A 26,938-nucleotide genomic window follows, 5' to 3' on the forward strand; every position below is an offset into this window, starting at 1 on the left:
AAGGTAATCAGCGCCGTCAAGCGGGTTTGAGCAGATAATCCACCACCGGCCGCAGTTCCTCCGCGGACGGCGGCTCGTCGTCGATCAGTCCCTGGATCAGCAGGCCGTCGATCCCGGCGAGGAACACCCGGAACGCGACCTCGTCGTCGTGCCGGACCATCGACGTCAGCACGTCCAGCCACCGTCGCGCCGCCGGGCGCAGTTCGGGTTTGCGGGCGGCCAGCAGGTACAGCTCGTACTCCGCCATCGTGCGCCCGCGGCGCGGCCCCAGTGCCTCCGCGAGCAGGCCGGCCACCTCTTCCGCGCCGCGGCTGCCACGCGATCGGGCGCGGTCGATCATCCAGTACACCTCGGTCGCCATGTCGCGCGCGCACGAAATCAGCGTCGCCACGAGCAGGTCGTCCAGCGAGGAGAAGTGGTACGTCGTGGACGTCGTCGGCACCCCGGCCTCGGCCGCGACCGTGCGGTGCGTGACCCCGGCGACACCGTCGCGTTCGATCACCCGCAGGGTCGCTTCGATGATCTCCGCCCGCCGCTTCTCGCCGCGGGCCTTGCGGCCGTCGGTCTGGATTTTCACGACTGGCTCCCGACCTCGATCAGCACCACCCCGCCGATCACGAGCACGAGTCCGGAGATCATCGCGACGTTGATCGGCTCCTGCAAAAACAGCACGCCGACCAGCGCGACCAGCGCCACGCCCGCCGCCGCCCAGATCGCGTAGGCCACCCCGATCGGCAACCCGAGCTTCAGCACCCGCGACAGCGCGAAGAACGCCAGCCCGTAGCCGACGACCACCAGGATCGACGGCGTCACCTTGGAAAAGCCCTCGGAAAGTTTGAGCGAGACGGTGGCGGTCACTTCTGCGGCGATGGCCAAAGCGAGGTACAAGTAAGCACCCATACCCGAGAAAGTACCTGAACGATCGTCCCACTTGCTAGCGAGGCGTGCACCACATCGGTGGGACTTGGGACCGGCTTACCGGTTACCCATCAGTAAGAAGCGTTACCCTGCTCGGCACCGGCGCGCTCGCGCGGCGGCACCACCACACCGGACGAAAGGCACCCGACGATGGGCGCTGTACAGCTGACGCTCGGGGGGATCTCCGTCCTCCTGGGCATCGTCGCCTGGGGAATGTTCATCGCGACCATTGCCCGCTTCGTGCGGGTGATCAAGCTCGGCCAGCCGGACGCGACGCGCAACGGCCCCTTCCTGCCGCGCTTGATGACCCTGATCAAGGAGTTCGCGGCACACACCCGCATGGCCAAGTTCCGCCAGGTCGCCCCGTGGCACTGGCTCGTCATGTGGGGCTTCCTGATCGGGTCGCTCGCGCTGTTCGAGGCCTACGGCGAGGTGTTCGTGCCGACCTGGGGCTGGCCGATCCTCGAGGACTGGTCGCTGTGGAGCCTCCTGATGGAGCTGCTCGGCGTCGGCACGGTCGTCGGCGGCGTCGCGCTCGCGATCATCCGGCAGCTGAACCACCCGCGCCGGGCCGACCGGCTGTCGCGCTTCGCCGGCTCGAACTTCAAGTGGGCCTACTTCGTCGAGGCCGTGGTGATCATCGAGGGCATCGGCATCATCGGCGTGCGCGCGGGCAAGGCCGCGATGCACGTCCACGAGACGCCGACCTGGGCCGCGTTCGTGTCGAACCCGCTCAGCGAGCTGCTGCCCTCGAGCGCGGCGCTGGTGTCGGTGTTCGCCTTCATCAAGCTGATGAGCGCCACGGTCTGGCTGATCGTGGTGGCCCGCACGATGACCATGGGCATCGCCTGGCACCGGTTCAGCGCGTTCTTCAACATCTACTTCAAGCGCGAGGCGGACGGCGGGGTCGCGCTCGGCGCGGTCAAGCCGATGATGAGCAAGGGCAAGGTGCTCGACCTCGAAGAGGCCGATCCGGACGAGGACACCTTCGGCGTCGGCGCGATCGAGGACTTCAGCTGGAAGGGCTGGCTGGACTTCTCCACCTGCACCGAATGCGGCCGTTGCCAGTCGCAGTGCCCGGCGTGGAACACCGGCAAGCCGCTGTCGCCGAAGCTGCTCATCACGCAGCTTCGCGACCACGCCTACGCGAAGGCCCCGTACCTGCTCGCGGGCGGCAAGCGTGACATGGCCGGCGATGAGATCGGCCTGTCTGGCGACAACATGTACGCGGGCATCGACGTCCTCGCGATCGCTGAGTCGCAGAAGGCGCTCGTCGGCGACGACGGCGGCGTCATCGACCCGGACGTCCTGTGGTCCTGCACCTCCTGCGGCGCGTGCGTCGAGCAGTGCCCGGTCGACATCGAGCACGTCGACCACATCGTGGACATGCGCCGCTACCAGGTGATGATCGAGTCGTCGTTCCCCACGGAGCTGAACGGCATGTTCAAGAACCTGGAGAACAAGGGCAACCCGTGGGGCCAGAACGCCAAGGACCGTCTGCAGTGGACGGAGGACCTCGACTTCGAGGTCCCGGTCTTCGACGGCGACCTCGGCGACGCGGAGTACCTGTTCTGGGTCGGCTGCGCCGGCGCGTTCGAGGACCGCGCGAAGAAGACCACTCGCGCGGTGGCCGAACTGCTGCACATCGCGGGCGTCAAGTACACCGTGCTCGGCTCGGAGGAGTCCTGCACCGGTGACCCGGCTCGCCGCGCGGGCAACGAGTTCCTGTTCCAGATGCTGGCGCAGCAGAACGTCGAGGTGCTGAACTCGGTGTTCGAGGGACGGGAACGCAAGGCGCGCAAGGTGGTCGTCACCTGTGCGCACTGCTTCAACACCCTCGCCAACGAGTACCCGGAGCTGGGCGGGCAGTTCGACGTCGTGCACCACACGCAGCTGCTGAACCGCCTGGTGCGGGAGAAGCACCTGACGCCGGTCGCGCCGGTCGCCGAGGACGTCACCTACCACGACCCCTGCTACCTGGGCCGGCACAACAAGGTCTACGACGCTCCCCGCGAGCTCGTCGGCGCGTCCGGGGCGCAGCTGCGCGAAATGCCGCGGCACGGCGACCGGTCGATGTGCTGTGGCGCGGGCGGCGCGCGGATGTGGATGGAAGAGAAGATCGGCAAGCGGATCAACGTCGAGCGCGTGGACGAGGCGCTCGGCACCGCTCCGTCGAAGATCGCCACCGGCTGCCCGTTCTGCCGCGTGATGCTCACCGACGGCGTCACCTCGCGCCAGAGCGACGGCATGGCGAGCGAGAAGGTCGAGGTCGTGGACGTCGCGCAGCTGCTGCTGACGGCGGTCAAGCGCAAGCCGGAGCCGGCGCTGGTCGCCTCGGGCGCGCCCTCGCTGGACGAATCGGACGCGGAGCTGTCCGCCAAGCCGGACGTCCCGACCGACGAGAAGCCGACCGGAACGCCGTTGCCCGAGGGCGACGACTGAGGTTCTCGCTGAAGACGGCCCCTGGCATCCGCGGATGCCAGGGGCCGTTTTTTCGCGCGACCCGGGACATTTGTCAGTGCCGGATGATGATGTTCGGCCCGGGGCGGCGCACGCGCGCGCTGCGACGCTCCCGGCATGACCTTCCGGAAGACCGCAGTCGCCGCACTGGCCGCCCTTTCGCCGTTCTTCGCCGAATTCCTGCTCGGCGACCAGTACCTGTCCGGCCCGCCGCAAGCGGGTCGGCAACTGGTCATGTTCGCGATGTTCGTGACGCTCTACGGGGCCGGCGCGGTGTTGATCCGCGAAGCCGCGCGGCGGATGAATCGCGGCTGGCCGACCATCATCGCGCTGGCGCTCGCGTACGGCGTCGCAGAAGAAGGACTGCTGACCCAGACCCTCTTCAACCCGCACTATCTCGACCTCGATCTGCTTAAGCCCGCGTACGTTCCTTGGCTGGGTATCGGCGGACAGTGGACTGTGTACGTGCTGACGCTGCACGTGGTGTGGAGCATCGCCACGCCCATCGCGATCGCGGAAGCCTTCTTCGGCCGTACGTCGTGGTTGCGCAGGCCTGGGCTCTGGGCATGGAGCGGCGTATTAGCCATCGGCTGTGCGGCGACGTTCTTCGTGAGCTACCAAATGAGGCATTTCCTCGCGTCTCCGGCACAGCTGGTCGGCGCGTTCCTCGTCGCCGCCGTACTCGTATTCGGCACACTTCGCCGCACTGTCACCCCGAAGCCGGTGCGCGGCAACGGTTGGCTCGGCTTCGCGGTCGGCGCAATCGCAAGCACGCTGTTTCAGGTCGTCATGCAAAAGTCGCTCCTCCCTCCGTGGCCGAACGTGGTCGTGATGCTGGCGTTGGAAGCGGCAGTGGTTGCGTACGCGATCCGCGTGCGTCCTCCCGCCATTTCGCTGGCCGCGGGTGCCACCGTGACGTACGGCTGGGTCGGGTTGCTGTCGGCCGTGAACGCGGGCTTCGCCGCGACAGTCGAACAGGCGGTGCTGGTCGCGGTCGCCTTAGCCCTCGTCGTGGCCGCTGGTAGCAGGCGGCGTACCCCGCAGGGCAGTTAGTCTTTCCGGCGTGAGCGACGAAACGGAAGGCGGCGGCGAAAGCACCCTCACCGTCGTACTGGCCGGCGGGGTGAACCTGGCGATCGCGGTGCTGAAGCTCGTCGCGGGCATCATCACCGGATCGGGCGCGATGCTGTCGGAGGCCGCGCATTCGGTCGCCGACACCATCACCGAGGTCCTGCTGCTCACCGCGTTGAAACGGTCGGAACGGCCGGCGGATCGCCGCCATCCGTTCGGGTACGGCAAGGAGCGGTACTTCTGGTCGCTGCTGGCCGCGGTGTCGATCTTCGCTTCCGGCGCGGTTTTCGCGCTCTACGAAGGATTCACCACCGTTTTCGGCGAGGGCGCGGAGCAGACGAAACCGATCGTCGGCTACATCGTGCTGGGGCTGGCTTTCGCGATGGAATCGGTGTCGTGGGCGCAGGCGGTCCGCCAGGTTCGCCGCGACGCGAAGGCCGAGCAGCGGCCGTTCTTCGCTTACCTGCGGATGATCGACGACCCGGCCCCGAAGACGGTGCTGTTCGAGGACTCCGCCGCGCTGATCGGCCTGCTGCTCGCGTTCGCCGGGATCGGGCTGCACCAGCTGACCGGCTCGGACGTGTGGGACGGCCTCGCCTCGATCCTCATCGGCGTGCTGCTCGCGTGCGTCGCGTACTTGCTCGGCAGCACGAACCGCGGTCTCCTGGTCGGCCGCCAGGCGGATCCGCGCCTGGTCCGCGGCATCCGGGACCACCTCGGGGCCGCGCCGGAAATCGACGCACTGGTGGACCTGCAGACCATGCTGATGGGCACCGACCACGTTCTGGTCTGCGCCCGCGTGGACTTCGACGACGCGCTCGGCGCCTCCGACCTGGAACACGCGTGCGTGCGGCTGGCGGACGAACTGAGCGAGCGGTTCCCGGACGTCTCGGAAGTGTTCATCGAACCGGTGCCGCGGACGGATCCGAAACTGCGCGCGACAGTGCTGGCCCGATACGGCCTTCCGCCGCGGCCGAATCAGTAGCCGAAGTCCTGCGTCCAATACCGGCCGTCGGTCGCGACGCCGACGCCCAGTTTCGTCAGCGAGCAGTTGAGGATGTTCCTGCGGTGCCCGCTGGAGTTCATCCACATCCGCATCACCTGGTCGGCGCTCGTCGCGCCCTTCGCGATGTTCTCCGCGCCCGGCTTGGGGTATCCCGCGGCGGTGATGCGGTCGGCGAAGCTCTCGCCTTCCGGGGTGTCGTGGGAGAAATAGTCGCGCTGGGACATGTCGTCGCTGTGCCCCTGCGCCGCTTTGTCGAGATGTGCTTCCTCGGCCACCGGGTCGCAGCCCGCCTTCTCCCGCTCGTCGTTGACCAGCGCGAGGACCTGCCCCGTCAGCGTCGGCGCGCTGCGCGGTTTGGGGGAGGCCGTCGTACTGCTGCTCGTCGGAGTGTCCTCTTTGGACTCTTTAGCGGGCGGCGGCAGCGGTGCCGGAGTGGCCGACGTCGACGGCGGCGACGGCGGCGTTGACGGCGGCGGTGCCTGCGTCGTCGCGGGCGCGCTGGTGCTCGGGGTCGCCGACGTGGAGGACGCCGGCGACACCGCGAACGGCCGCAGCGCACCCGCGGACGTCTCGTCGTCGCGCGTTTCCGGGACAGCGACGCTCAGTGTGCCGAGGTGCCCGGAGCGCAGCGCGAAAGTCCCACCGGCTGCTCCGAGCCCTCCTAGAAGAACACTGAGAGTCACCGTCACCGCTCGAACGCGCACACTAATGGAGGACACAGCCGCGGAAACTATCACGAACTGATTACGATGGTTACCTCCAAATGGCGCAGCGGCCGGAGACCCACTATCGGGCGTCGAGAACCTCGAGGTACCCGTCCGTGCCGTTGACCCGGATCCGCTGTCCGTCCTTGATCAGCCGCGTCGCGTTCTGGACTCCGACGACCGCGGGCAGGCCGTACTCCCGGGCGATCACCGCGCCGTGCGTCATCTGGCCGCCGACCTCGGTCACCAAGCCGGTGATCGCGACGAACAGCGGCGACCAGCTCGGATCCGTGTACGCCGTGACGAGGATGTCGCCGGGTTCGAGAGCGGCGTCGGCGAGGTCCAGGATGACGCGGGCGCGTCCTTCGATGGTCCCAGCCGACACCGGCAGCCCGACGAGCGCGCCTTCCGGCAGGTCCGCGCGGCGGTACTTCCCGGAGAGCGCCTCGCCGTCCGACGTGAGCACGCGCGGCGGCGTCAGCGAGGCAAAGGACCGGAACTCTTCCTTGCGCCGCCGGATCAACTCGCGGTCCACCTCGTGGGTCCGCACCACCTCCCGGAATTCCCGCAACCGCAAGAAAAAGAGGTCTTCCGGCTCATCGAGCACTCCGGCCCGCACCAACCGCCGCGCCTCGTCCAGCAGCGCCTGCTTGTACGCGAAATACCGGCTGACCATGCCGTACTTCGGGTATTCGCGATATCCGGTGAACGTGCGGACACGCTCGATCATCCGCTCGGTTTCCTCGGCCTTCGCCACGCCGTCCGGCAAGGCGCGCAAGCGTTCCAGCACGTCCCGTGCCTTGTCCAGCGCCTCCCGCCGGCCTTCTTCGAAGCGCCGCTTCCCGGCCCCCGGCTCGAAGTTTTTGATGTTGGACAACAACATCGGCACCAGCGCGACCGGCTGTTCGCTCCATCGCGGCCGGGTGATGTCGATCTCACCGACGCAGCGCATGCCGTACTTGTCGAGGTATCCCTGGATCGCCGCGCGCGATTCCTCGCCGCCGGGCAGCTTCGGCAGCTCGTCCAGGAACCCGTTGTCCTCGACGTCCTGCAGGAAAGCGCCGACCTCGGGATGGTTCCGCACGACGTCCGCGACGTCGAGGAGCGCCAGGCCCATCTCCGCGGTGACGTTGTGCGGAACGGACTGGGTGAGTGTGTCGGCGACGTTCTTTTCGCCCAGCCAATCCCGCAGGTGGTCGTTCAGCCACCAGGACGCCTGCATCGCCGCGGTGAACACCTGGTGGCTGCGCGGGTCGAAGAGGATCCGGCGCAGTTCCTTGATGTCCTCGAAAATGAAGTCGAGCAACTCGTTGCCGGACTTCGTGGCGATTTCGCGCCGCAGCGTGGCGACGGAGGCTTCGCTGTGCCCGATCAGCTCGGTGACGACGGCCGGATCGGTCTCGATGGTGGCCGGGGCGACGCCGGGCACCTGCGCGCCGGGCGCGTCTTCGTCGGCCAGCGGAAGGAAGCCCTCGCGGGAAAGCACGGTCTCCAGCGCGTCTCCCATCAGCGGGTCGGTTTTCCCGGCTACCTCAAGGAAACCGGCGCGGCTCTTGGGCACGGTCAACAGCGGGGTGGCGTCGGCGAACAGCCGTCCGCCCGCCTCTGCCATCGGCCGCGGGGTCGTCAGCTGCCAGACCGACAGGCCCAGCGGCTTCATCGCGTCGGTCATCATCTGCTGGTGCCCGACCGAGACGTAGACGCGGTTTCCCTCGCCGGTAGCCTCCGGAATCGGGAACAACGTGGTGATCGGGCGGCTCTGCACGATCTGGAACTCGTCGTCGGCCAGGCACCATTCGATGTCCTGCGGGCGGCCGAAATGCGCTTCGATCGCGCGGCCGAGTTCCACCAGCCGCACGACCTGGTCGTCGGTCAGCGCGGCCTGGTCCCGCTGGTCCTCGGCGATCGGTTGCTCTTCGGTACCGCCGCCCTCCACGGCCAAGACGGCGCGCTGTTTGGCGGAAATCTCCTTATCGATGATCTCGCCGTCGCGCACCTGGTAGTGGTCGGCGTTGACCAGGCCGGACACCAGTGCCTCACCGAGGCCGAAGCTGGCCTCGACCGTGGCGACCTTCCGGTTCGACGTCACCGGGTCGGCGGTGAAGAGAATCCCGGCCGCCTGCGGGAAGACCATCTGCTGCACGACCACGGCCATGCGGACTTTCCGGTGGTCGAAGCCGTTGCGCAGCCGGTACGTCACGGCGCGTTCGGTGAACAGGGACGCCCAGCACCGGCTGAGGTGCCGCAGAACCGATTCCGCGCCGATGACATTGAGATAGGTGTCCTGCTGACCAGCAAAGGAAGCCCCGGGAAGGTCCTCCGCGGTGGCGCTCGACCGGACCGCGTAGGCGCGGCCGTCGACTAGCGCGTCGGTGATCTCCGCCGCGAGATCGTCCGGGATGGCGATCGCTTCCAGCGCCTGCCGGACCTCCGCGCTGCCTGCGCTGATCGCGTCCCGGTCGTCCGGATCGAGGTTCGACAACCGGTCCAGCGGCCCGGCCAGTTCCGGCGCGTTCGCGAGGATCCGCTCGAACGCTTCCGTCGTCACGCAAAAGCCGGGCGGCACGCGGACCCCGTCGATCCGCGCGAGTTCGCCCAGATGCGCGCCCTTGCCTCCGACGAGCGCGACCTGCTCCCGGTCGATCTGCTGGAGACCGAGCACGTAGCTGCCCATTCGTTCGTTTCCCCCGTCTGTGGTCGTTCTCGGCTCTCGTTCGCCGGCGAGCGGCAGCCTGTGTCGGCTGGAGATTCTGCGGTACCACCCGGGTCTTGCGGCAAGGCCCCCACTGCGTTATAAGTTAAATACGGCAGGGAGAGATGTTCTTCGCTGCCTTTTCTTTTGCCTTCCTCACGGGCCGACCTTCGTCGTCGTGGTGGCCTCCGTCGAGACTGTCCGACCAGTCTGGTCAAGCGCGATCGCGCTCGTTGTGGTGGTGACGTCCGCGCGAGCCGAAAGCGTGCAGGCGCGGATGACCTGCTCGCCCGGAGCCAGCTGGGGGACGGTGAACGAGCAGGCCGGGTCCGCGTCGCGAACGGTCACCTCGTGCAAGGGCGCGTCCCCGGTGTTGCGGAGGATGCTCACGTACGTCACCGGGTCACCGGGCCGGATGGGCTGGCGCAGGTAATCGCGGCGCAGGTCCAGCGCTGGGCGAAGCACCACGTAGTCCGCTTTCCCGGTCGCGGTGACCGGCGGTCCCCACGGGGCAGCGGCGGTCGCGGTGGTCTGCAGGGCAGTTGCCGGAGCCACGCACTGGTAGCGCTGGGTTCCACCGACCGGAAGCTCGGCGAAGGTGTGCCCGCAGGCCGGATCGCCAGTCACCCGGACGTCGTGCAGCGGCTGGTCGCCGGTGTTGGTCAGCACGACCTCGAACGGCACCGCGTCGTCGGCTCGATACGCGCTGCCGGCGGCGTGTTTGGCGACGGTCAGCGCGGGCTTTTTCACCTTGAACGACGCCTGGGCGGAAGCGCTCACGGTGCGCTGCGTCGGGTCCGTTCCGGTCGCCTTAGCGGTGTTCGTGAAGCCCTCCGCGCCCGCGGTGATCGTGCACTGGTACTCGAGCTGCGCGTCCGGGGCGAGGCTCGGGATCTGGTGCCCGCAGGCCGGGGTGCGATCGTCCACAACGGACACCGCGGTCAGCGGCACGTCCCCGACGTTGCGGACCAGCAGCGAGAAGGTGACCTTGTCGCCCTGGCGCACCTCGTACGGCTGGGCGGCCTTCATCAGCGCGAGTTCCGGGTGGATGACGTCGATCTTCGCCGACCCGGACGCGGTGACCGGGCGATTCGTCGGGTCGGTGCCGGTCAGTGCGGCGACGACGGTGAAGTCGTCCGGCTTGGCCTTCACGGTGCATTGGTAGCTCTGCCCGGCACCGGGGTCGAGGCGGTCGAATTTCTTCGTGCAGGCGGGGTCGTTGCTGGTCACCGCGGTGAGCGGGACATCGCCGGTGTTGGTGACGGCGACCGTCACGGTGAGCGGGTCGCCGGCCCGCGCGACGGTCGGGTTCGCCGAGGTCGTCACGGTGAGCGCGGGGTGGATGACGTCGACGTGCGCGTCGGCGGACGCGGTGAGCGGCGGACCGGCCGGCGGGGTGCCGGTCACGTGCGCGGTGCTGACCGCGTCGTCGGCCGGGGCGGGGATGGTGCAGTCGTAGGCCTTGTTGGCTTTCGGAGCGAGGGTGTCCAGGTCTTTCGCGCACGAGCCCTGGTCGGCGACCTGGACGGCGGTCAGCGGGGCGTCGCCGGTGTTGGTGGCCGTGATGGTGAAGGTGACCGGGTCGCCAGCGCGGAAGGGACCGCCGTGGACGGTCTTCGTCAACGCCAATCCCGGGTGCACGACGGTGAACGCGGCGTCCGCCGTGGCGGTTACCGTGCCGCCGATCGGGTCGGCGGCGGTCACCTTCGCGGTGTTCGAGTAGCCGTCCTGCCCGGCTTTGACGGTGCAGGTGTAGTGCTGTTCTTCACCGGCGGCCAGCGCGGGCAAGTCGCGGACACAGCCAGGAGTCTTTTCGTCCACAATGGACACCTGGGTCAGCGGGACGTCTCCGCTGTTGCGCACGGTGACGGTGAAGGTGACTTCGTCCCCCTCGCGCACCTGCGTCGGCGCGACAGTCTGGGCGAGCTGGACGGCCGGGTGGATGACGTCGACGTGCGCGCTCGCGGTCGCGCTGACCGGGCGGCCGGACGGATCGGTGCCGGTGACCGTCGCGTCGCTGGTGAGGTCGTCAGTCGCGGGCCGGGTGCAGGTGTAGGTCTGCTTTGCCTGCGGGGCAAGGGTTCCCACCCGCTTGACGCATTCCGGCACGGCGGGGTCGGCGACCTGCGTGTCGTGGAGTTCGGTGTCGCCAGCGTTGGTGACGGTGAAGGTGAACGTCGCGGGCGCGCCCGGGCGCACGACGGCGGGCGCGACGCTCTGTGCGAGCGTGACGAGCGGATGGATCACGTCGATCGCTGCCTCGGCCGCTGCGGTCACCGGCGCTCCGACCGGCGGTTTCGCGGTGACCTGCAGTGCTTCGGTCACGTCGGTGCTCGGTGCGGTGGTGGTGCAGTCGAACGTCCAGTTGGCACCCGGGGCGAGCGCGTCGCGCTGCTGCGCGCAGCCTTCGGCGCGGGCCATCGAGGTGACGGCCAGTCCGGTGAGCGGCACATCCCCGGTGTTCACCACGATCACGTGCACCGCAACGGCGTCGTTTTCGCGGAACGGTCCACCTTGGACACTCGCGGTCAAGCTGACCGCCGGGTGCTGCACGGTGAACGACGCACTCGCCTTTGCGCTGACCGGGCGGCCAGTCGGGTCGGTGCCGGTGACGGTCAGGTCGTTCGGGAAGCCCTGGGCCCCGGCGACTGTGCCGCAGGTGAAGGTCTGCTTGCCTTGGGCAGCAACAGTTCCGAGAGTTCGGGCGCATTCCGCGACCCGGTCGTCGGCCACCGTGACGTCATGGAGTTCGGCGTCTCCGCTGTTGCGCACTGTGACGGTGAAGGTGACATGGTCCCCCTCGCGCACCTGCGCGGGCGCCGCGGCGACAGCAGCCTCCAACGTCGGGTGAACCACGTCGACCCGCGCCTCCACAGTGGCGCGCTGTGTCGTGCCGAGCTGATCTTTACCAGTCGCGACCACGGTGTTGGTCACGTCGTCCGCAGGAGCTAACTGTTCGCACTTGTACGTCTCGACCGCGTTGGGTGCCAGCGTGCCGAACTTGCGGACACAACCGGGCACGCTGTCGTCGGCTACCGCGACGTCGTCGAGCGGCACGTCGCCAGCGTTGCGCACGGTCACGGTGAAAGTGACGCGGTCCCCTTCGCGCACCTGCGCGGGGGAGACCGCAGCGGTGACCGCCAAGGCCGGATGGATCACCGTGACAGTGGCCGAAGACTTGGCGGTGACCGGTCGGCCAGTCGCGTCAGTACCCGTCGCGGTGACGCTGTTTGTCGTGGTGCGCGCGGGTTTCGCGGTGCAGGAGTAGGTCTGCTCGGTGCCGGGGGTGAGCACGCCGAAGGACCGCGAGCATTCCGGCGTGGTGTCGTCGGTGACGTCCACTGGGTTGAGCGGACTGTCCCCGGTGTTGCGCACGGTGACCTTCCAGGTGACCTGATCCCCGCCGTGCACCACCGGCGGAACGGCCTCCTTCGAGACCGCTACCGCGGGCGTGATGAGGGGGACTTTCGCGTCCGCGGTCCAACTGACGACCTTGCCGAGCGGGTCGATCCCCTTCACGGTCGCACTGGCTCCGTCCGGCAGCGGCACGCTCGCCGCGCAGGTGCCGACCACCGATTGCCCCGGCGCGAGGGATCCGATCGCGCGAGCGCACGAGGGGACCGCTGGGTCGCCAATGGTCACGTCGTGGAGCGGAACGTCGCCGGTATTGGTGGTCTTGAGCGTGAAGATGGCCTGATCGCCAGCACGGTAAGCCGGTTTGTCGACTTGTTGACTCAACAGCACGGCCGGACGGAGGACATCGACGTTGCTGCCCGCCGAAGCCGACAACCGCTCCCCGCCGGAACCCACGCCGGTCACCTTGACCGCGGAGACGAACCCCTGCTCCGGCGCGGTGAACGTGCATTGATAACGCGTGCTGGCCCCTGGCGCCAAGGTGCCGATCTTCTTGCCGCACTGCGGGTTCTGCTCATCCACGACGTCCACATCGGACACCGCGTCCGAAGCCGGGTTCGTCACGCTCACCGTGAACGTCACCTGGTCGCCAACGTGCACCCGATGCGGTTCGGCGGCCGTCGCGACCTGCAACGCCTGCGCCGGCCGGGCCTGCGCCGCGGGCAGGGCAGCGGTCAGCAGAGTGGCCGTCAGGCCGAGGACTAAGAGCAGACGTTTCCCGGCCGAAACCATGCGGGCAAGTTTTCCACCATCCGGTGACGCCGCGGCGATTTCCTACCCGGCAGTGGGATTACCTCACTCCGCTGAGCGATTGGTGAGACGCACGGTTGACTCGTGGGTGATGGCCGCTGCCTGTTCGAGAAAGCCGATCACCGTTTGGAGTTGCTCGTCGGAGTAGCCGTCCGCCACCGATTTGGTCGCCGAGACGATGTAGTCCCACAACGGCGCGGAGCGTTCGACGGTCGCCGGGTCGACTCGGACGAGAACCTTCCGCCGATCGTCTGGATGCGGCATTCGGTTGACGATGCCCTTGCGCTCGAGCCGGTCGACCAGCGCGGTGACGGACGCCGGCGCGAGCCCGGCGTACCCCGCCAGCTCCTTCGGAGTGAGCGGACCGAGCCGGGCGAGGTAGTCGGTGACCTTGCTTTCGACCGCGGACAGCCCGCTCTGCTCAGCGATGGCGGTATGGAACATGACCGTCTCGGTCGACAGCTTCCGGGCCCGAAGCAGCAGCTCAGCGACCAGATCCTCGCGCTCGCTTGACATGCCCCGAAGTCTAGCGAACTATTTAGTTCGATAGAACGAATTACTTTCCAAGATATTCCAAGGGGTGAATCATGTCGCGAGTCTTGATCGCGGGCGGGGGCATCGCGGGGGCGATCACCGCGATCGCGCTGCACGAGGTGGGGCACGAACCGGTGCTGTACGAGGCGTACGACCGCAGCGCGGAGGGGGTCGGCGCGTTTCTGACGCTCGCCGTGAACGGCCTCGACGCGCTGACGCCGTTGGGACTGAAACCGCTGGTCAAAGAGCTGGGTTTCGACACTCCGCGGATGACGCTCGGGCTCGGCAACGGTCGCCGGCTCAGCGAGTTCCCGCTCGGCGGCCCGCTGCCGGACGGCACGGTGAGCCAGACCGTCCTGCGCTCCGACCTCTACGTGGCGCTGCGCGACGAAGCGGTCAGACGCGGCGTGCCCACGGAGTTCGGCAAGCGGCTGACCGACGCCAAGCAGAACGCGGACGGCGTCACCGCGCTCTTCGCCGACGGCACGAAAGCCCACGGCGACCTGCTGATCGGCGCGGACGGGCTGCGGTCGACCGTCCGCCGGATCCTCGATCCCTCCGCGCCGTCGCCGCGGTACGTGCCGCTGCTCAACACCGGCGGTTTCGCGCGCGGGCTCGACCTCGACGACGAGCCGGGCGTCATGCACATGGTGTTCGGCCGCAGGGCGTTCTTCGCGCACGTGCTCGCTCCGGACGGCGCGGTCTGGTGGTTCGCGAACGTGCCGCACGCGAGCGAGCCGACGGAATCCGACCTCGCCGCGATGCGCGGCCCCGGCTGGCGGAAGCGGCTGCTCGACCTCGCCCGCCCGGATCGCACGCCGGCCACCGCGATCATCGAGGCCAGCGAAAACATCTACGAACCGTGGGCGACGTACGACTTCCCGACGGTCCCGGTGTGGCACCGCGGCCGGATCGGCCTGATCGGCGATGCCGCGCACGCGACGTCACCGGCGGCCGGCCAGGGCGCGGCGATGGCGATCGAGGACGCGGTGACGCTGGCGAGGTGCCTGCGCGACGTCTCCGCCCCGGCGACCGCGTTGACGACCTTCGAGGCGTTGCGCCGCGAGCGAGTGGAAGCCGTTGTGGCCCAAGGCAAACGCAACGGCGATGCCAAAGCCCCGGGCCCGATCGGCCGCGTGCTCCGGGATTTCTTCATCACGCGCGCGCTGCGCAAACCGGCGGGCGACGACCCGAACCGGTTCATGTGGGACCACCGGATCGACTGGGCGGCCCCGGTGCGGGCGGCCTAGCGCCAGGTGTCGACGCGGTGGAAGTTCTTGTACGCACGGCTGGGCGTCGGCCCGCGCTGCCCCTGGTAGCGGGAGCCCGCCTCGCTGGAGCCGTACGGGAATTCCGCGGAACTGGACAGCCGGAAAATGCACAGCTGGCCGATTTTCATCCCGGGCCACAGCGTGATCGGCAGGTTCGCGACGTTCGACAGCTCGAGCGTGATGTGCCCGGAGAAGCCGGGGTCGATGAAGCCCGCGGTGGAGTGGGTGAGCAGCCCGAGGCGGCCGAGGGAGGATTTGCCCTCGAGCCGTCCGGCGAGGTCGTCGGCGAGCCGGACCTGCTCGAACGTGGACCCGAGCACGAACTCGCCGGGGTGCAGCACGAACGGCTCGTCGCCCTCTTTTTCGACCAGCGAGGTCAGCTCGTCCTGCTGCAGCTGCGGGTCGATGTGGGTGTATTTGCTGTTGTCGAAGACCCGGAAGTACCGGTCGAGCCGGACGTCGATGCTGGACGGCTGGACCATGGCAGGGTCGAAGGGGTCGATGCCGAGACGGTCGGCGTCGAGCTCTTTGCGGAGGTCACGGTCACTGAGCAGCACGGATGCAGCCTATCGGGCGGCTGGGCACGGCCGGGGCGCCCCTCCGCTCGAAGACCGCGTTCATCCGCTTGAGGTACCGCCGGCGGCCGAACGCGCCGAGCGCTTCCTGCAGCGCAGTCGCCCCGGGAATGAGCTGGCGGACGGTTTCCGCCGCGTAATTCACGCCGGCGGCGGCGAGCACCGCGGCCTGCGCGACCGGGTTGTCCGGCAGCCCGAGAAAGTCGGCGTTGTCGCGCCCGAGCACGAGCCGGCTGATCGCGGAATGCACGCCGACGTTCACCTGCGCGAGCACTTTGCCGGCGGCCCCGCGCCCCTCGCCGATCGCCGCGTGCGCGTCGACAAGGGCGCGGGCGAGCCGTTTGGAGTCGTCGTCGGGGATGAACTCGGTCGCGGCGAGCATCCAGAGCAACCGCCAGGCGTCGTCCTCGTCGGCGGGCAGGAGTTCGTCGTCGACGCCCATCAGCCAGCCGACGTAACGCCAAAGATGCAGGATGTCGGCCTTCTCGCGGGCGGTGTAGCGGAGGCCGAGCAGCTGCGTGCCGAAGACGTAGACGAGCGAGAAGAGCAGGAGAGTGCCCGCGGTCTGCACCTGATTGACCGGCCGGTCCCACCGGTCGTAATCCCAGTCGGGCCGGCTGTTCATCGCGCGCCGGACGTGCGCGTGCACGAGCCGGATCCGCAAGGCGGCTTGATATCCCGTGCGGTGCTTCTCGAGCGCCCCTGGAGTCGTGACGTCAATCCACCACGCCGCGGTCTCCACCAGCCGCCGCGGTGCCCGATGCTCGATCTCGCCGGTGCCGACCAGCGATTTCGTCGCGCGGGAGGCCAGGTAGCCGCCCATGAGCGACATGTCGCCGAGAGGGAAGAGACCAAGCAGCCCGGCGCGGGTGATCGCCTTCGCGCCGCTGACGAGCCTTTGGTGATCGACCCAGTACGGAGTGGCTTCCACGTGGTCGATGAAGTCCTGCAGCTCAGGCGGCGCCTGGCCGCCACCGAGCGCCTCCTCAACCCGACTTCGCTGGCGCGGCTCCCGGTGCAGCCACTCGACGACCGCGTCGGCCAGATCGTCCTGCTGCTGGGCGAAGCTCCGGAGCCGCTTGATCTGGCCTTCGTCGGCGGTGGCGCCCCGGGTCCGGGCGGCCAGGCGGAACCCGCCTTGGCGGAACATCTCCGGGGGCATCTCGGGGTCGTCCATCGCGCACCTCCGCACCGTGGGTCGACAACAAGTGTTGTCACTTCGCTGGCGGAGCGTCAAGACGTGCCCCGCTGGACATGGGGGTGCCGCGGTTGTGTATGCTGGCTGGGCACTGCGGATGTAGTTCAATGGTAGAACATCAGCTTCCCAAGCTGAATACGCGGGTTCGATTCCCGTCATCCGCTCTCTTGGCTGTTTCAGCAGCTCAGTAGGGGCGCTTTCCGGAATGGTAAGCGCCCCTACTGCTTTTCTCCGGGACCATTTCGCGGCGCTATTTCCGCTCTCGGTGCGGAGCGAGCGGGCGGCACCTCAGAGGCCGGGCGCTTTGGCCAGGTTGGTGCGGAACCACCGCCGCGGCCGCGATCGGCGTTGCGTCATCGGTTGCGAATGCCGCAGCGTTCGGAGAAGGGGTGTCCATCATGGACGCTAAGTGCTCACGCATCCCGCTGCCCGACCCGGTTGCCACCTGGGTTTATCCCGCCTCGGTCATCGCGTCTTCCCTCGGGGCCGACGAAGCAGCCCTCCGGTGAAACCAGAACAACCCGCACAGCACCGCCAGCCACACGACGCCCACGATCAACGCCAAGCGAGTGTCCTCGGCGAACGCCATCACCACGAAGATGAACACCATGAACACCATCGTCAGCACCTGACCCACCGGCCAGAACGGCACCGGGAAGGCCAGCTCGGCGGCAGGCGACGAGCGGCGAGACCGGTAGTGCGTAAGCAGGATCATGAACCAAACCCACACCGTCGCGAACGTGCCTACCGAGGCGATCAGCAGGAAAGCGCTGTCCGGCAACAGGTAGTTCAACACCACAGCCAGGCTCAAAGCCGCAGCGACCACCAGGACGGTCATCCACGGGATGCCATTGCGCGTAACCCGGGCCATGACCGCGGGGGCTTGGCCACGACGAGCCAAACCGTAGATCATTCGGCCGGCGCCGAAGATGTCGCTGTTGATCGCGGACAGCGCGGCGGTGACCACGACGATGTTCAAAACCGTTGCGGCGGAGTGCAAACCCAGCCCGGCGAAGATTTGCACGAAGGGGCTGCCGGAGGTGCTGATCGTGTTCCACGGGTTCAGCATCATGATGATCGCCAAAGTCGCCACGTAGAAAAGCAGCACCCGAACGGGAACCGTGTTGACCGCCTTGGGCATGGCGGTGCGCGGGTCTTCCGACTCGGCCGCGGTGAGGCCCAGGATTTCCGTGCCGCCGAAGGCGAACATCACCAGGGCGAACGATCCCAGGAAACCGCCAACACCATTGGGGAACCAGCCGCCGTGGGACCACAGGTTGGTGACGCTGCCGGAATCACCGCCGAGGCCGAAGAGCAGGATTGCCGCGCCGCCGAGGATCATCGCGACGATCGCGACCACCTTCACCAGGGTGAACCAGAACTCCAGTTCACCGTAAACCCGTACGCTGACCAGGTTCGCGGCGGCGATGACCAGAATCGTCAGCACCACCCAGATCCAGCGCGGCACCTCGGGGAACCAGAATCCCATGTACACCGCCAAAGCCGTGACGTCCGCGACGCAGACGATCACCATCTCGAACGCGTACGTCCAGCCGGTCAGGAAGCCGGCTAACGGGCCCAGGTGTTTCCGCGCGTATTCGCCGAACGAGCCGGGTGCCGGATCGTTGACGGCCATCTCGCCCAAAGCGCGCAGCACGAAGAAAATCGCCGCGCCACCGATCAGATACGCCAGCAGGACGGACGGCCCGGCCTTGGCGATCGTGTCCGAGGAGCCGTAGAACAATCCGGTGCCGATCGCCGAGCCCAAGGCGATGAACCGGATGTGCCTGCCGTTCAACCGGCGGCTCAAACCATCCCCGGACTTCGTCGTCATCGACGCCTACCTCCCGAAATCGGCGGCCCGCGGCGCAGCGGCGCGCGAGCGGGTCGGCACAGTAGAACTGATCCGGCCCCGGCCGCCCAACCTACGACGACGGGAAAGCGTCTGCGATTTCAGACGGTCCACAAAGGACGTCAGCCTTCCACCAATTCCCACGGCGCGCCCGGCTCGGCGCGGTCGAACACCTGGCCCGGCGCGGCGAGCAGGGTCGGCACGACGTCCGGGTACAGCCGCACGACGTGTTCCAGTTCCAGGCCTTCCACCTCGAAGTCCTCCGCCTCGGGGACCTCGAACCCGACGAACAGCCACGTCCCGTCCTGCTCGCGGACGACCTGGCGGACCGCCCGCGCCGGAGCGTCGGCGGTCGTGCCGATCTCGGTCAAGCCGGTGCTCAGCTGCACTTCTTCCAGCGGCGAACCAGGATGCGTCCAGGCGGCGATCCGGGCTTCGCGGTGGGCGAGGTCCTCGTCCACGTCATCGGAATCCGACACCGAGCTGAGCAGCCAGGTCCGCCGTTCCGGATCCCAGTCCGCGGCCATCCCGGCCGGCACGCCGGCCAGCGCGACCAAGTGCGGCAGCAGGGTCACCGCCTCGCGCAGAGCCATCGCGCCGAACAGCTGGCGGTTGACCTCCATGTCCTCTTCGAACTCGGCGCCGTCGCTGATGAACCAGTCGTCGTCATCGTCGAGGACGACGAAGGCCAGCTTCTCCGGATGATCCACCAGCTCGTGCGCGATGATCACCGGGGATTCCGGGTCCTGCCGCAGCGGCCATCGTTCGGACATCTTCACTCCCCGTCGTCGATTACCTGCAACCACTCGGCATCCGGCGCCTCGCGGAAAAACACTTCCCCCGGCTCCGCGTCCAGCAGCTCGACCACGTCCGGATACAGCTCCGCCACGTGCCCGAGTTCCAGGGTGTCAACCTCGACCTCGGTCTGCTCATCGGGGTCCGGCACCTCGAAGCCGACGAACATCCACGTGCCGTCTTCTTCCCGGTTCGCATAACGCACGCCGCGGGCCGGTGCGTCCGCCGCGGTGGCGATCTCCGTCAACCCGAGACTGAGGTACGCCTTGTCCGTCGGCGACCCGGGATGCGGCCAGTCCGCGACGCGAGCCGCCCGTCGCGCGGAAGCTTCCTCGTCGTCGTGCGGATCGGTCGGCGAGAGCAGTTCCCAGGTCGCGGTCTCCGCGTTCCAGTTCGCGCCCATCCCGGCGGGCAGCTCGGCCAGCGCGGTCAGCTGTGGCACCAACTCGACGGTGTCGTGCAGGCACATCGAGGCGTACCGCTCGCGGTTGCGCTCCGCGTCGCCGCTGAGCTTGGAGCCGTCGCTGACCAGCCAGTCGTCTTCCTCGTCCAGCAGCACGTATTCGAGCCGCTCCGGATGCTCGACCAGACTCTGCGCGACGATCACCGCGGCGCGCGGATCCTGCCGCATCAGCCAGTCTTCGGACATGCCCGCTCCCCACCTCGCGTCCCCGTGCGGGCCCATCCCACCAGACCCGTCCGCTCAGGTGCACAGCGCGTCTCCGGCAGGAAATTCCACGTACGTTGGATTAGGCTCGGCGGCATGGTGCTGCCCGAACGTCTCGCCCGGTTCAACCGCGTGGTCACCAACCGGGTCACGAAACCCTTCGCCGACAAACTGCCCGGATTCGGGGTGGTCGTGCACCGCGGCCGGAAGTCCGGCCGCGAATTCCGCACCCCGCTCAACGTCTTCCGCACCGACGACGGCTTCGTCGTCGCGCTCACCTACGGACCGGACTCCGACTGGGTTCGCAACGTCCGCACGGCGGGCGAGGCGGAGCTGATCACCCGCGGCCGTAAATACCGCGTGCGTGATCCAGAACTCGTGCATGATGAGTCGCGCCGGCCGATGCCGCCCGGGGTGCGGCAGTTCCTCGGACTGGTCGGCGTCACGGATTTCCTTGTGCTGAAACGAGAATAAGGGGCGGGATGCTCACCGGGAAGCTAGTGCGGCTGCGGGCGCTCGAACCGTCGGACGCCGACTCGCTCTACCGATGGATCCACGATCCGGAGGTCGGCCGGTATATGACCAGCGACTACCCGCGCTCACTCGCCCAGTTGCGCAAGCGGGCCGAAGACCGCCCGGTGAACACCTACGAGAACGTCGTGCTCGGCATCGAATCGATCGACGCGGGCAAGCTGATCGGCGTCGTCGACCTGCGAGACGCTCGCCCAGAGGTCGGCCGCGCCGAGTTGGACATCTACCTCGGCGAGACCGACCACTGGGACAGCGGTTACGGCACTGAGGCGTTGAAACTCATGTGCCGCTACGGATTCAACGTGATGCGGCTGCACCTGATCGCGCTCTGGGTGGTCGCCGAGAACGAGCGCGCCCGGCACGTCTACCGCAAGGTCGGGTTCGTGGAGGACGGCAGGCACCGCGAATGCCATCGCGGGCCGGACGGCCGCTACCACGACATGTACCTGATGAGCCTGCTCGAGCCCGAACTGAACGACTGAGCTAGCTCTTGACCTGCCGCTTGCCCCACAGGCTCGCGGCCAGCGTCACGCCGATCGCGGCCAGCACGACCTGGGTGATGATCTCGAGCCAGTCGATGCCCTTGGTGTCGGCGTAGCCGAGGCCGCGGGCGATCGCGGTGCCGACGAACGCGGCGATGATGCCGACGATGATCGTCAGCCAGATCGGGATCGCTTGCTTTCCAGGGGCGACCAGCTTGCCGAGCAGGCCGAGGATCAGGCCGATCACGATCGCGCTGATGATGCCGGAAACCGCCATGACGAACTCCTTCTGCCGAGAGGACCGGGCTCGACCGGTTTAGCCCGGAACCCGGAGGGCCAAACCCGGCTTACCGCCCGACTGGGGTAACCGCCACTGGAAGCACGGAAAATGCCCCGGTCCGGGGTGCGGGCCGGGGCATTTTTCCAGCGAGTGCGATCAGAACGCGGCTTCGTCCACGTCCATCAGCGCGTTGTCCGCGGCCTCGACGATGGCGCGGCGCGAGGTCAGCTCCGGCAGCACGGTCTTCGCGAAGAACGACGCGACCGCCAGCTTGCCCTCGTAGAACGGCTTGTCCTTGGCCGACGGGCCGTTGTCGAGCTTGGCCAGCGCGACCTCGGCGCCCTGCAGCAGCTTCCAGCCGACCAGCAGGTCGCCGACCGACATCAGCAGCCGCACGGTGTGCTGGCCGACCTTGTTGATGTTCTGCGGGTCTTCCTGCGACGAGGTCAGGTAGCCGATCAGCGAGCCCAGCATGCCCTGGGTGTCCTCGAGCGCCTGCTTGAGCAGCGCGCGCTCGTTCTTGAGCCGGCCGTTGCCCGCCTCGGACTCGATGAACTTGGTGATCTCGCCGGCCACGAACGCGAGCGCCTGGCCCTTGTCCCGGACGATCTTGCGGAAGAAGAAGTCCAGCGACTGGATCGCCGTGGTGCCCTCGTACAGCGAGTCGATCTTCGCGTCGCGGATGTACTGCTCGATCGGGTAGTCCTGCAGGAAGCCGGAACCGCCCAGGGTCTGCAGCGACTGCACGAGCTGCTCGGTGGCGCGCTCGGAGCCGACGCCCTTGACGATCGGCAGCAGCAGGTCGTTGACGCCGTGTGCCAGCTTCAGGGACGCTTCGTCGCCCTCGCCGGTCCACAGCTGGTCCTGGAAGGACGCGGTGTAGAGGTAGACCGCGCGCAGACCCTCGGCGTACGCCTTCTGCAGCATCAGCGAACGCCGCACGTCCGGGTGGTGCGTGATCGTCACGCGCGGCGCGGTCTTGTTGAGCATGTTCGGCAGGTCAGCGCCCTGCACGCGCTCCTTGGCGTACTCCAGCGCGTTCAGGTAGCCGGTGGACAGTGTGGCGATCGCCTTGGTGCCGACCATCATCCGGGCGTACTCGATGACCTGGAACATCTGCGCGATGCCGTCGTGCACCTCGCCGAGCAGCCAGCCCTTGGCCGGGGTGCCGTGCTGGCCGAAGGTCAGCTCGCACGTGGTGGACACCTTGATGCCCATCTTGTGCTCGATGTTGGTGACGAAGGCGCCGTTGCGCTCGCCCAGTTCGCCGGTCTTGGAGTCGAAGTGGTACTTCGGCACCAGGAACAGCGAGAGGCCCTTGGTGCCCGGCTTGGTCTCGATGCCGGGACCCTCGGGGCGGGCCAGCACCAGATGCATGATGTTCTCGACCATGTCGTTCTCGGCCGAGGTGATGAACCGCTTCACGCCGTCGATGTGCCAGGAGCCGTCCTCCTGCTTGACCGCCTTGGTGCGGCCGGCTCCGACGTCCGAACCGGCGTCCGGCTCGGTGAGCACCATGGTGGCTCCCCAGCCGCGTTCGATCATCAGCCGGGCCCAGTGCTTCTGCTCTTCGGTGCCGTTCTTGTCCACGATCATGGCGAAGTTCGGACCCGCCAGGTACATGAACAGCGGGGCGTTCGCGCCGAGGATCAGCTCGGCCGCGGCCCACTGCACCGTCGGAGGAAGGCCGAAGCCGCCCAGGTCGTTGGTGAGGCCGAGCCGCCACCATTCGCCGTCCACGAGCGCCTGGTAGCTCTTCTTGAACGAGTCGGGGATGGTCACGCTGAACGTCTTGGGGTCATACACCGGCGGGTTGCGGTCGGCGTCGGCGTAGGACTCGGCGAGCGGGCCGGTGGCGAGGTTGTTCAGCTCGGAGAGCACGCCGCGGGCGGTCTCCTCGTCCGACTCGGCGAGCACGCCCTTGCCGAGCCGTTCCTGCACGCCGAGCACCTCGAAGAGGTTGAACTCCAGGTCTCGGACGTTGCTCTTGTAGTGGCCCATGTCGTCACTCCGTGTCGTGTTCGGCTTTCCGGCCGGGCACTGGTTCCCTTACTCGCCGGTAACATCAGGATATTACCTACGAGTAACCAGAGCAAGCGAATCCGCCCTTCCAGGGGTGGGCATTCGCTCGGAAAACCGGGCCGACCAGGAGTCCGACCTCACCGGGTGCTGCGCGCCACGGCCTCCTGCACTGCCTGGGGACCGGCGCTGTCGTCGAGCTGGGGGACGAGGATGCCGCTGCGGAACGCGATCGTCACCGCGTGTGTCCGGTCGCGAGCGGAGAGCTTGCGCAGAATGCTTTTCACGTGGGTCCGCACGGTTTCCACGGACAGGAACAGCAGTTTCGCGATTCCCGAGTTCTCCAGCCCTTCGGCGACGAGCTGCAAAACCTGGTACTCGCGGCGGGAAAGCGGCATGGCGCCCTTGGGCTGCACGAGCTGACCGTCGACCGGAGCGGCTCTTGGCGACGGCTCGCGCTTGGGTCGGGCGGTGAGCGCGGACAGCGCCGGGTCGATGTAGCGCCGGTCGTTGTGCGCGCGCCGGACCGCTTCGGCGAGCCGCCGGGAATCGACCGCCCGCGGGACGATGGCGTGCGCACCCGCGCCGATGGCGGCGGCGAGGTACTGCTGGGTGCGGTTGGTGTCGCGCACGAGCGTGACCAGCACGAGTGCCGGGTCGCCCGCGTTGAGCAGTTTCGCGAGGTGGCAGTTCGGGTCGAGCGCGGAGTCGAGGATCACGACGTCCGGGCGGACCTGCTCGCACAGCTGCATCGCCGCGTGGTGGCTCGCCGCCTGTCCGGACCAGTGCAGGCCCAGCGTGCGGTGCACCATCGCCGCGATGCCCTCGCGGAAAATCGGGATCGGGTCGACGACCGCGACCCCCAGGCTTCGACCGCCGGCTGGCTGACCGGCCGACATGGGCGTTCGGTGGGGCTCGATGCCACGCATCTCGGGCCTCCGTCCATCTCGGTCGCTCCCGGTGACGGGCACACCCCCTCGGCGTGCCGGCCGGTCCCCCCTGCCGGAACCGGCCGGGAACGACACCTTGTCCCTAGTCCGACTCCGCCGAGAGCAGCTTGTGACGCGGTTTCCCCCTCATGGCCGTAACGGCTGGTCGCAGCAAACTCTGCGTAGAAAATGGCCGTCGAAATGCGGGGAGACGGCGCAGTGCGGGTCCGCCCGGACGGGTTAGCTCTACTGAGGGTTTAACTGCTCGGGTGAATCTCCGATGACCGCCTGTGCGCGCAGCCGACCGAACTCCTCGGCGAGGGTTTTCGGGGTCCAGTGCGCGTTCAGACCGCTCGGATTGGGCAGCAGCCAGACCCGAGTTGTCCCGATTGTCCGGTCTTGCGGCCCGACCGCGGCGCGGCGATCTCCGAACGCGACGCGGTAGGCAGTGATTCCCACCACTGCCAGCCAGCGCGGGCGGTACTTCTCGACCTTCCTGGCCAGAATCCGGCCGCCTTCACGGAGTTCGCCGTCAGTCAGCTCGTCGGCGCGGGCGGTGGTCCGGGCCACGACATTGGTGATGCCGAGGCCGAGGTCGAGGAGCTGGTCCTGCTCGCTCGGATCCAACAGGCGAGGGGTGAACCCGCTGGCGTAGAGGGCCGGCCAGAAGCGGTTGCCGGGACGGGCGAAGTGCAGTCCGAGCGCGCCGGAGTAGAGGCCGGGGTTGATGCCGCAGAACAACACGTTCAGGTTGGGGGCCAGCACGTCCGGAATGGTGGTTCCGTGCGCGGCGGCTTGTTCGGCCTTGGTGGGTTTGGCGGGCATGCGACCCAGTTTCCGGCACGCTGGACGGCATGAGCGTGACGCCTGACGGCTGCCCGGTCGACCTCTATCGGGCACTGCCGCCCGCCGGCGAGCCGGAGGTGATTCACGGCGCGATCCCGGCGGGCGCCGAGGTGCTCGAACTCGGTTGCGGAGCGGGGCGCGTGACGCATCCGCTGCTCGCGCTCGGGCATCCGGTGGTCGCGGTCGACGAATCGGCGGAGATGCTCGCGCACGTCACGGGCGCGGAGACCGTGTGCGCTCGGATCGACGAGCTTCGGCTGGACCGGCGGTTCCCGGTCGTCGTGCTCGGCAGCCATCTGGTCAACGGGCCGGATCGGCAGGCGCTGCTGGCGGCGGCGCGGCGGCACCTGGCCCCGGGCGGGCAGCTGCTGGTCGAATGGCATCCGCCCGCCTGGTTCGACCAGGTCGCCGACGGCTCGGGCGGCCAACTGGGCGAGGTCCGCATCGCCGTCGAAGGCGTCCGCCGGAACGGCGACCGGCTCTCCGCCACGGTTGTCTACCGCCTGGGCGAACGAACCTGGAAACAGTCCTTCACCTGCGAAACCTTCCCCCTCGAACCGGCTCTCGAGCGGGCCGGGCTGAGGTTCGAGCGCTGGGTTGCCGCTGACCGGGATTGGTTCTCCGCACGACCTTCGAACGCGGGGTAGCCAATCGGGCGCCCCGCTCGGTAGCCTGTGTGATCTCTCGCACAACGGCGTCGATGAGGAGAGCACATGCAACTGTGGCTAGTGCTCGGCCTGGTAGCACTGATCATCGCCATCGCCTCGTTGATCGTGATCCTGGAAGACCGCCGCGCGGCGCGCCAAGCCGCGATCGCGAGACGAGCCCGGTTAGCGCGTCTCGGCGAGGTCGATCCGCTCGCTCCGGGCAGGCTCCACGCGGAGGGTTGAAGAGATCGGCCTGAGGGCGAGCAGCAGCGCCCCGGCCAGCCAGCCGAGGCCGGACCCGAACGTGTTGGTCATGAGGTCGTCGACGTCGAAAATCCGGTAGACGAACGGCGCGGTCCCGAAGTTGGCCGTGAGCTGGGTGATCTCGACGGCCAGTGAGGCCGCGAAGCCGATCGCCAGTGCGCCCACCAGGCCGCGCCGCCACAGCACCCGGGCGAAGAATCCGAGCGGGACGAACAGCAGCACGTTCATCGCGGCCTGCTGGAACGTCTGGGTGGCGAACCAGTCCGCCGCCGGGAGGCCGTGTTTCACCAGCTCGGTGTGGATGTCCGCGATCCACTGGAACGGCTCCAGCTGCACGGTCTGCTCCAGCCGGCGGCTGTTCGGGCCGGGCAGCGGAAGGAAGACGACCGCCAGCGCCATGCACGCGTAGAACACGACCGCCGCCGTCGTCACCAGGCCGCGCAGCCGAAGGCGGCCGTAGCGCGCGAACTGGAGCACGAGCTGCGGGACGAGGATCGTCGCCCAGACGGCGAGGAACCCGATGAACCCGTACTGCAGGGCGGTGACCTGTGCGTTCGTCATGCCGAGAACGCTATTGATCGTGCCGTCGCGGCACTTCGGTCGAAAAGCCCGAGGGTCTGGACCACGGATCGGCCAGATGGCCGAGTGCGCGCCGACCGATCGGTCAGCCGTCGCGCGAAGGGGGTTCGTCGTCCCGGTCCACCCGCTCGGAGCGCCAGGCCGCGAAGACGGTGCCGCCGATCAGCAAAACGACCACGCCGAGCACCAGCACGACGAGCTGCAGTTCCATTTTGTCCCCCTCGGCACCCACCGCACAGATCGCCGGCCAAGCGGCGAACGTTACCGAAACTTCCTCCGGGACCAGCCGTTCCGCTCTGTTCAGGACCGTCCGATTTGGGCAGACTGCTTCGCCGGGCGTCCGCATCAGGGGTCGAGCGGGCGCGAACACCGGAGGAAACATGAAGCTCTTCACCCGGCTCGCGGCCACCGCCGCGGCCGCACTGGCCACGGTGGCCGTCACGAGCGCACCCGC

The 26,938-nt window shown here is 68.2% G+C and carries 24 protein-coding genes and 1 tRNA gene; 8 read left to right on the plus strand and 17 right to left on the minus strand.

Going from position 1 to position 26,938, the window contains the following annotated elements; genetic code table 11:
- Positions 1–16: 16 nt before the first annotated feature.
- Together L942_RS02605 and L942_RS02610 are read right to left on the minus strand one after the other, a co-directional pair.
- Positions 17–577, minus strand: coding sequence for a TetR/AcrR family transcriptional regulator (locus L942_RS02605; protein ID WP_037354306.1), 561 nt, complete (start codon positions 575–577; stop codon positions 17–19).
- Positions 574–900 (minus strand): DMT family transporter, encoded by a 327-nt coding sequence (locus L942_RS02610; protein ID WP_037354309.1) that lies wholly within the window; start codon positions 898–900, stop codon positions 574–576. The genes L942_RS02605 and L942_RS02610 overlap by 4 nt, the downstream gene beginning before the upstream one ends.
- 168 nt (positions 901–1,068) lie before the next feature.
- Between L942_RS02610 and L942_RS02615 the strand changes: the two genes are divergently transcribed.
- The 3 genes from L942_RS02615 (at position 1,069) to L942_RS02625 (ending at position 5,434) form a co-directional block, all read left to right on the plus strand.
- A complete protein-coding gene (locus L942_RS02615; protein WP_037354311.1) occupies positions 1,069–3,360 on the plus strand; it encodes a (Fe-S)-binding protein in 2,292 nt (763 codons plus the stop codon).
- 135 nt (positions 3,361–3,495) lie between these two features.
- Entirely contained in the window at positions 3,496–4,431 is a 936-nt protein-coding gene (locus L942_RS41855) for a hypothetical protein (protein WP_051165665.1), read from the plus strand.
- Positions 4,432–4,441: 10 nt separating this feature from the next.
- Positions 4,442–5,434 carry a cation diffusion facilitator family transporter gene (locus L942_RS02625; protein ID WP_037354313.1) on the plus strand — a complete coding sequence of 331 codons (993 nt, stop codon included), beginning with the start codon at positions 4,442–4,444 and terminating at the stop codon, positions 5,432–5,434.
- Here the strand turns inward: L942_RS02625 and L942_RS02630 are convergent.
- The 4 genes from L942_RS02630 to L942_RS02645 all read right to left on the minus strand — a co-directional run bounded on the left by L942_RS02630 (position 5,428) and on the right by L942_RS02645 (position 13,531).
- Entirely contained in the window at positions 5,428–6,138 is a 711-nt protein-coding gene (locus L942_RS02630) for a CAP domain-containing protein (RefSeq protein WP_200862679.1), read from the minus strand. The two genes, L942_RS02625 and L942_RS02630, sit on opposite strands and share 7 nt — an antisense overlap.
- 103 nt (positions 6,139–6,241) lie before the next feature.
- Positions 6,242–8,833 carry a rifamycin-inactivating phosphotransferase gene (gene rph / locus L942_RS02635; RefSeq protein ID WP_037354319.1) on the minus strand — a complete coding sequence of 864 codons (2,592 nt, stop codon included), beginning with the start codon at positions 8,831–8,833 and terminating at the stop codon, positions 6,242–6,244.
- A gap of 174 nt (positions 8,834–9,007) precedes the next feature.
- Positions 9,008–12,997 (minus strand): DUF7507 domain-containing protein, encoded by a 3,990-nt coding sequence (locus L942_RS02640; protein WP_037354322.1) that lies wholly within the window; start codon positions 12,995–12,997, stop codon positions 9,008–9,010.
- Positions 12,998–13,060: 63 nt separating this feature from the next.
- The gene (locus tag L942_RS02645; RefSeq protein WP_037354324.1) at positions 13,061–13,531 is read right to left on the minus strand and encodes a MarR family winged helix-turn-helix transcriptional regulator; all 471 of its coding nucleotides are present in this window, start codon (positions 13,529–13,531) and stop codon (positions 13,061–13,063) included.
- A gap of 71 nt (positions 13,532–13,602) precedes the next feature.
- Here L942_RS02645 and L942_RS02650 point away from each other — a divergent pair, with 71 nt between their 5' ends.
- Positions 13,603–14,799, plus strand: coding sequence for an FAD-dependent oxidoreductase (locus L942_RS02650; RefSeq protein ID WP_037354326.1), 1,197 nt, complete (start codon positions 13,603–13,605; stop codon positions 14,797–14,799).
- On the opposite strand, the gene dcd is transcribed toward L942_RS02650, so the two are convergent.
- A complete protein-coding gene (gene dcd / locus L942_RS02655) occupies positions 14,796–15,377 on the minus strand; it encodes a dCTP deaminase (protein WP_037354328.1) in 582 nt (193 codons plus the stop codon). The two genes, L942_RS02650 and dcd, sit on opposite strands and share 4 nt — an antisense overlap.
- A complete protein-coding gene (locus tag L942_RS02660) occupies positions 15,364–16,572 on the minus strand; it encodes an oxygenase MpaB family protein (protein WP_037354330.1) in 1,209 nt (402 codons plus the stop codon). The genes dcd and L942_RS02660 overlap by 14 nt, the downstream gene beginning before the upstream one ends.
- A 114-nt stretch (positions 16,573–16,686) precedes the next feature.
- On the opposite strand from L942_RS02660, the gene L942_RS02665 reads away from it, so the two are divergent.
- A tRNA-Gly gene (locus L942_RS02665) sits at positions 16,687–16,757 on the plus strand.
- A 287-nt stretch (positions 16,758–17,044) separates the two neighbouring features.
- On the opposite strand, the gene L942_RS02670 is transcribed toward L942_RS02665, so the two are convergent.
- The 3 genes from L942_RS02670 to L942_RS02680 all read right to left on the minus strand — a co-directional run bounded on the left by L942_RS02670 (position 17,045) and on the right by L942_RS02680 (position 19,889).
- Positions 17,045–18,427: an amino acid permease gene (locus L942_RS02670; protein WP_037354332.1), complete on the minus strand. Its 1,383-nt coding sequence runs from the start codon at positions 18,425–18,427 to the stop codon at positions 17,045–17,047.
- 140 nt (positions 18,428–18,567) lie between these two features.
- Positions 18,568–19,218 (minus strand): hypothetical protein, encoded by a 651-nt coding sequence (locus L942_RS02675; RefSeq protein ID WP_037354335.1) that lies wholly within the window; start codon positions 19,216–19,218, stop codon positions 18,568–18,570.
- Between the two features lie 2 nt (positions 19,219–19,220).
- Positions 19,221–19,889, minus strand: coding sequence for a hypothetical protein (locus L942_RS02680; protein WP_200862680.1), 669 nt, complete (start codon positions 19,887–19,889; stop codon positions 19,221–19,223).
- A gap of 114 nt (positions 19,890–20,003) precedes the next feature.
- Here L942_RS02680 and L942_RS02685 point away from each other — a divergent pair, with 114 nt between their 5' ends.
- Positions 20,004–20,381, plus strand: a complete 378-nt coding sequence (locus L942_RS02685) for a nitroreductase family deazaflavin-dependent oxidoreductase (RefSeq protein ID WP_037354338.1) — start codon at positions 20,004–20,006, stop codon at positions 20,379–20,381.
- A gap of 8 nt (positions 20,382–20,389) precedes the next feature.
- Complete coding sequence (locus L942_RS02690; protein WP_037354341.1) at positions 20,390–20,920, plus strand: GNAT family N-acetyltransferase; 531 nt, start codon at positions 20,390–20,392, stop codon at positions 20,918–20,920.
- A 1-nt stretch (position 20,921) separates the two neighbouring features.
- Here the strand turns inward: L942_RS02690 and L942_RS02695 are convergent, their stop codons facing one another.
- The 4 genes from L942_RS02695 to mug all read right to left on the minus strand — a co-directional run bounded on the left by L942_RS02695 (position 20,922) and on the right by mug (position 24,973).
- Complete coding sequence (locus L942_RS02695; protein WP_037354344.1) at positions 20,922–21,197, minus strand: GlsB/YeaQ/YmgE family stress response membrane protein; 276 nt, start codon at positions 21,195–21,197, stop codon at positions 20,922–20,924.
- A gap of 159 nt (positions 21,198–21,356) precedes the next feature.
- Positions 21,357–23,201: an acyl-CoA dehydrogenase gene (locus tag L942_RS02700; RefSeq protein WP_037354346.1), complete on the minus strand. Its 1,845-nt coding sequence runs from the start codon at positions 23,199–23,201 to the stop codon at positions 21,357–21,359.
- Positions 23,202–23,359: 158 nt separating this feature from the next.
- Complete coding sequence (locus tag L942_RS02705; protein WP_051165666.1) at positions 23,360–24,148, minus strand: response regulator transcription factor; 789 nt, start codon at positions 24,146–24,148, stop codon at positions 23,360–23,362.
- A 246-nt stretch (positions 24,149–24,394) separates the two neighbouring features.
- Entirely contained in the window at positions 24,395–24,973 is a 579-nt protein-coding gene (gene mug, locus L942_RS02710; protein WP_037354348.1) for a G/U mismatch-specific DNA glycosylase, read from the minus strand.
- Positions 24,974–25,002: 29 nt separating this feature from the next.
- Here mug and L942_RS02715 point away from each other — a divergent pair, with 29 nt between their 5' ends.
- Positions 25,003–25,641 (plus strand): class I SAM-dependent methyltransferase, encoded by a 639-nt coding sequence (locus L942_RS02715; RefSeq protein ID WP_037354350.1) that lies wholly within the window; start codon positions 25,003–25,005, stop codon positions 25,639–25,641.
- Between the two features lie 183 nt (positions 25,642–25,824).
- Here L942_RS02715 and L942_RS02720 read toward each other — a convergent pair whose 3' ends face one another.
- Both L942_RS02720 and L942_RS45190 read right to left on the minus strand, forming a co-directional pair.
- Positions 25,825–26,466: a VanZ family protein gene (locus L942_RS02720; RefSeq protein WP_037354353.1), complete on the minus strand. Its 642-nt coding sequence runs from the start codon at positions 26,464–26,466 to the stop codon at positions 25,825–25,827.
- Positions 26,467–26,569: 103 nt separating this feature from the next.
- On the minus strand, positions 26,570–26,938 hold a 369-nt coding region (locus L942_RS45190), incomplete at its 5' end, for a hypothetical protein (protein WP_235078859.1).

The sequence above is a fragment of the Amycolatopsis orientalis DSM 43388 genome, from assembly GCF_000411975.1.
Taxonomy (GTDB): Bacteria; Actinomycetota; Actinomycetes; order Mycobacteriales; family Pseudonocardiaceae; genus Amycolatopsis; species Amycolatopsis orientalis_D.

What these genes read in the sequence shown, in the direction of transcription:
- L942_RS02610 (WP_037354309.1), bottom strand. Translation starts at nt 900, where the DNA reads ATGGGTGCTTACTTGTACCTCGCTTTGGCCATCGCCGCAGAAGTGACC.
- L942_RS02615 (WP_037354311.1), top strand. Translation starts at nt 1,069, where the DNA reads ATGGGCGCTGTACAGCTGACGCTCGGGGGGATCTCCGTCCTCCTGGGC.
- L942_RS41855 (WP_051165665.1), top strand. Translation starts at nt 3,496, where the DNA reads ATGACCTTCCGGAAGACCGCAGTCGCCGCACTGGCCGCCCTTTCGCCG.
- rph (WP_037354319.1), bottom strand. Translation starts at nt 8,833, where the DNA reads ATGGGCAGCTACGTGCTCGGTCTCCAGCAGATCGACCGGGAGCAGGTC.
- L942_RS02640 (WP_037354322.1), bottom strand. Translation starts at nt 12,997, where the DNA reads ATGGTTTCGGCCGGGAAACGTCTGCTCTTAGTCCTCGGCCTGACGGCC.
- L942_RS02645 (WP_037354324.1), bottom strand. Translation starts at nt 13,531, where the DNA reads ATGTCAAGCGAGCGCGAGGATCTGGTCGCTGAGCTGCTGCTTCGGGCC.
- L942_RS02650 (WP_037354326.1), top strand. Translation starts at nt 13,603, where the DNA reads ATGTCGCGAGTCTTGATCGCGGGCGGGGGCATCGCGGGGGCGATCACC.
- L942_RS02660 (WP_037354330.1), bottom strand. Translation starts at nt 16,572, where the DNA reads ATGGACGACCCCGAGATGCCCCCGGAGATGTTCCGCCAAGGCGGGTTC.
- L942_RS02670 (WP_037354332.1), bottom strand. Translation starts at nt 18,427, where the DNA reads ATGACGACGAAGTCCGGGGATGGTTTGAGCCGCCGGTTGAACGGCAGG.
- L942_RS02675 (WP_037354335.1), bottom strand. Translation starts at nt 19,218, where the DNA reads ATGTCCGAACGATGGCCGCTGCGGCAGGACCCGGAATCCCCGGTGATC.
- L942_RS02680 (WP_200862680.1), bottom strand. Translation starts at nt 19,889, where the DNA reads ATGTCCGAAGACTGGCTGATGCGGCAGGATCCGCGCGCCGCGGTGATC.
- L942_RS02685 (WP_037354338.1), top strand. Translation starts at nt 20,004, where the DNA reads ATGGTGCTGCCCGAACGTCTCGCCCGGTTCAACCGCGTGGTCACCAAC.
- L942_RS02690 (WP_037354341.1), top strand. Translation starts at nt 20,390, where the DNA reads ATGCTCACCGGGAAGCTAGTGCGGCTGCGGGCGCTCGAACCGTCGGAC.
- L942_RS02695 (WP_037354344.1), bottom strand. Translation starts at nt 21,197, where the DNA reads ATGGCGGTTTCCGGCATCATCAGCGCGATCGTGATCGGCCTGATCCTC.
- L942_RS02700 (WP_037354346.1), bottom strand. Translation starts at nt 23,201, where the DNA reads ATGGGCCACTACAAGAGCAACGTCCGAGACCTGGAGTTCAACCTCTTC.
- L942_RS02705 (WP_051165666.1), bottom strand. Translation starts at nt 24,148, where the DNA reads ATGCGTGGCATCGAGCCCCACCGAACGCCCATGTCGGCCGGTCAGCCA.
- mug (WP_037354348.1), bottom strand. Translation starts at nt 24,973, where the DNA reads ATGCCCGCCAAACCCACCAAGGCCGAACAAGCCGCCGCGCACGGAACC.
- L942_RS02715 (WP_037354350.1), top strand. Translation starts at nt 25,003, where the DNA reads ATGAGCGTGACGCCTGACGGCTGCCCGGTCGACCTCTATCGGGCACTG.
- L942_RS02720 (WP_037354353.1), bottom strand. Translation starts at nt 26,466, where the DNA reads ATGACGAACGCACAGGTCACCGCCCTGCAGTACGGGTTCATCGGGTTC.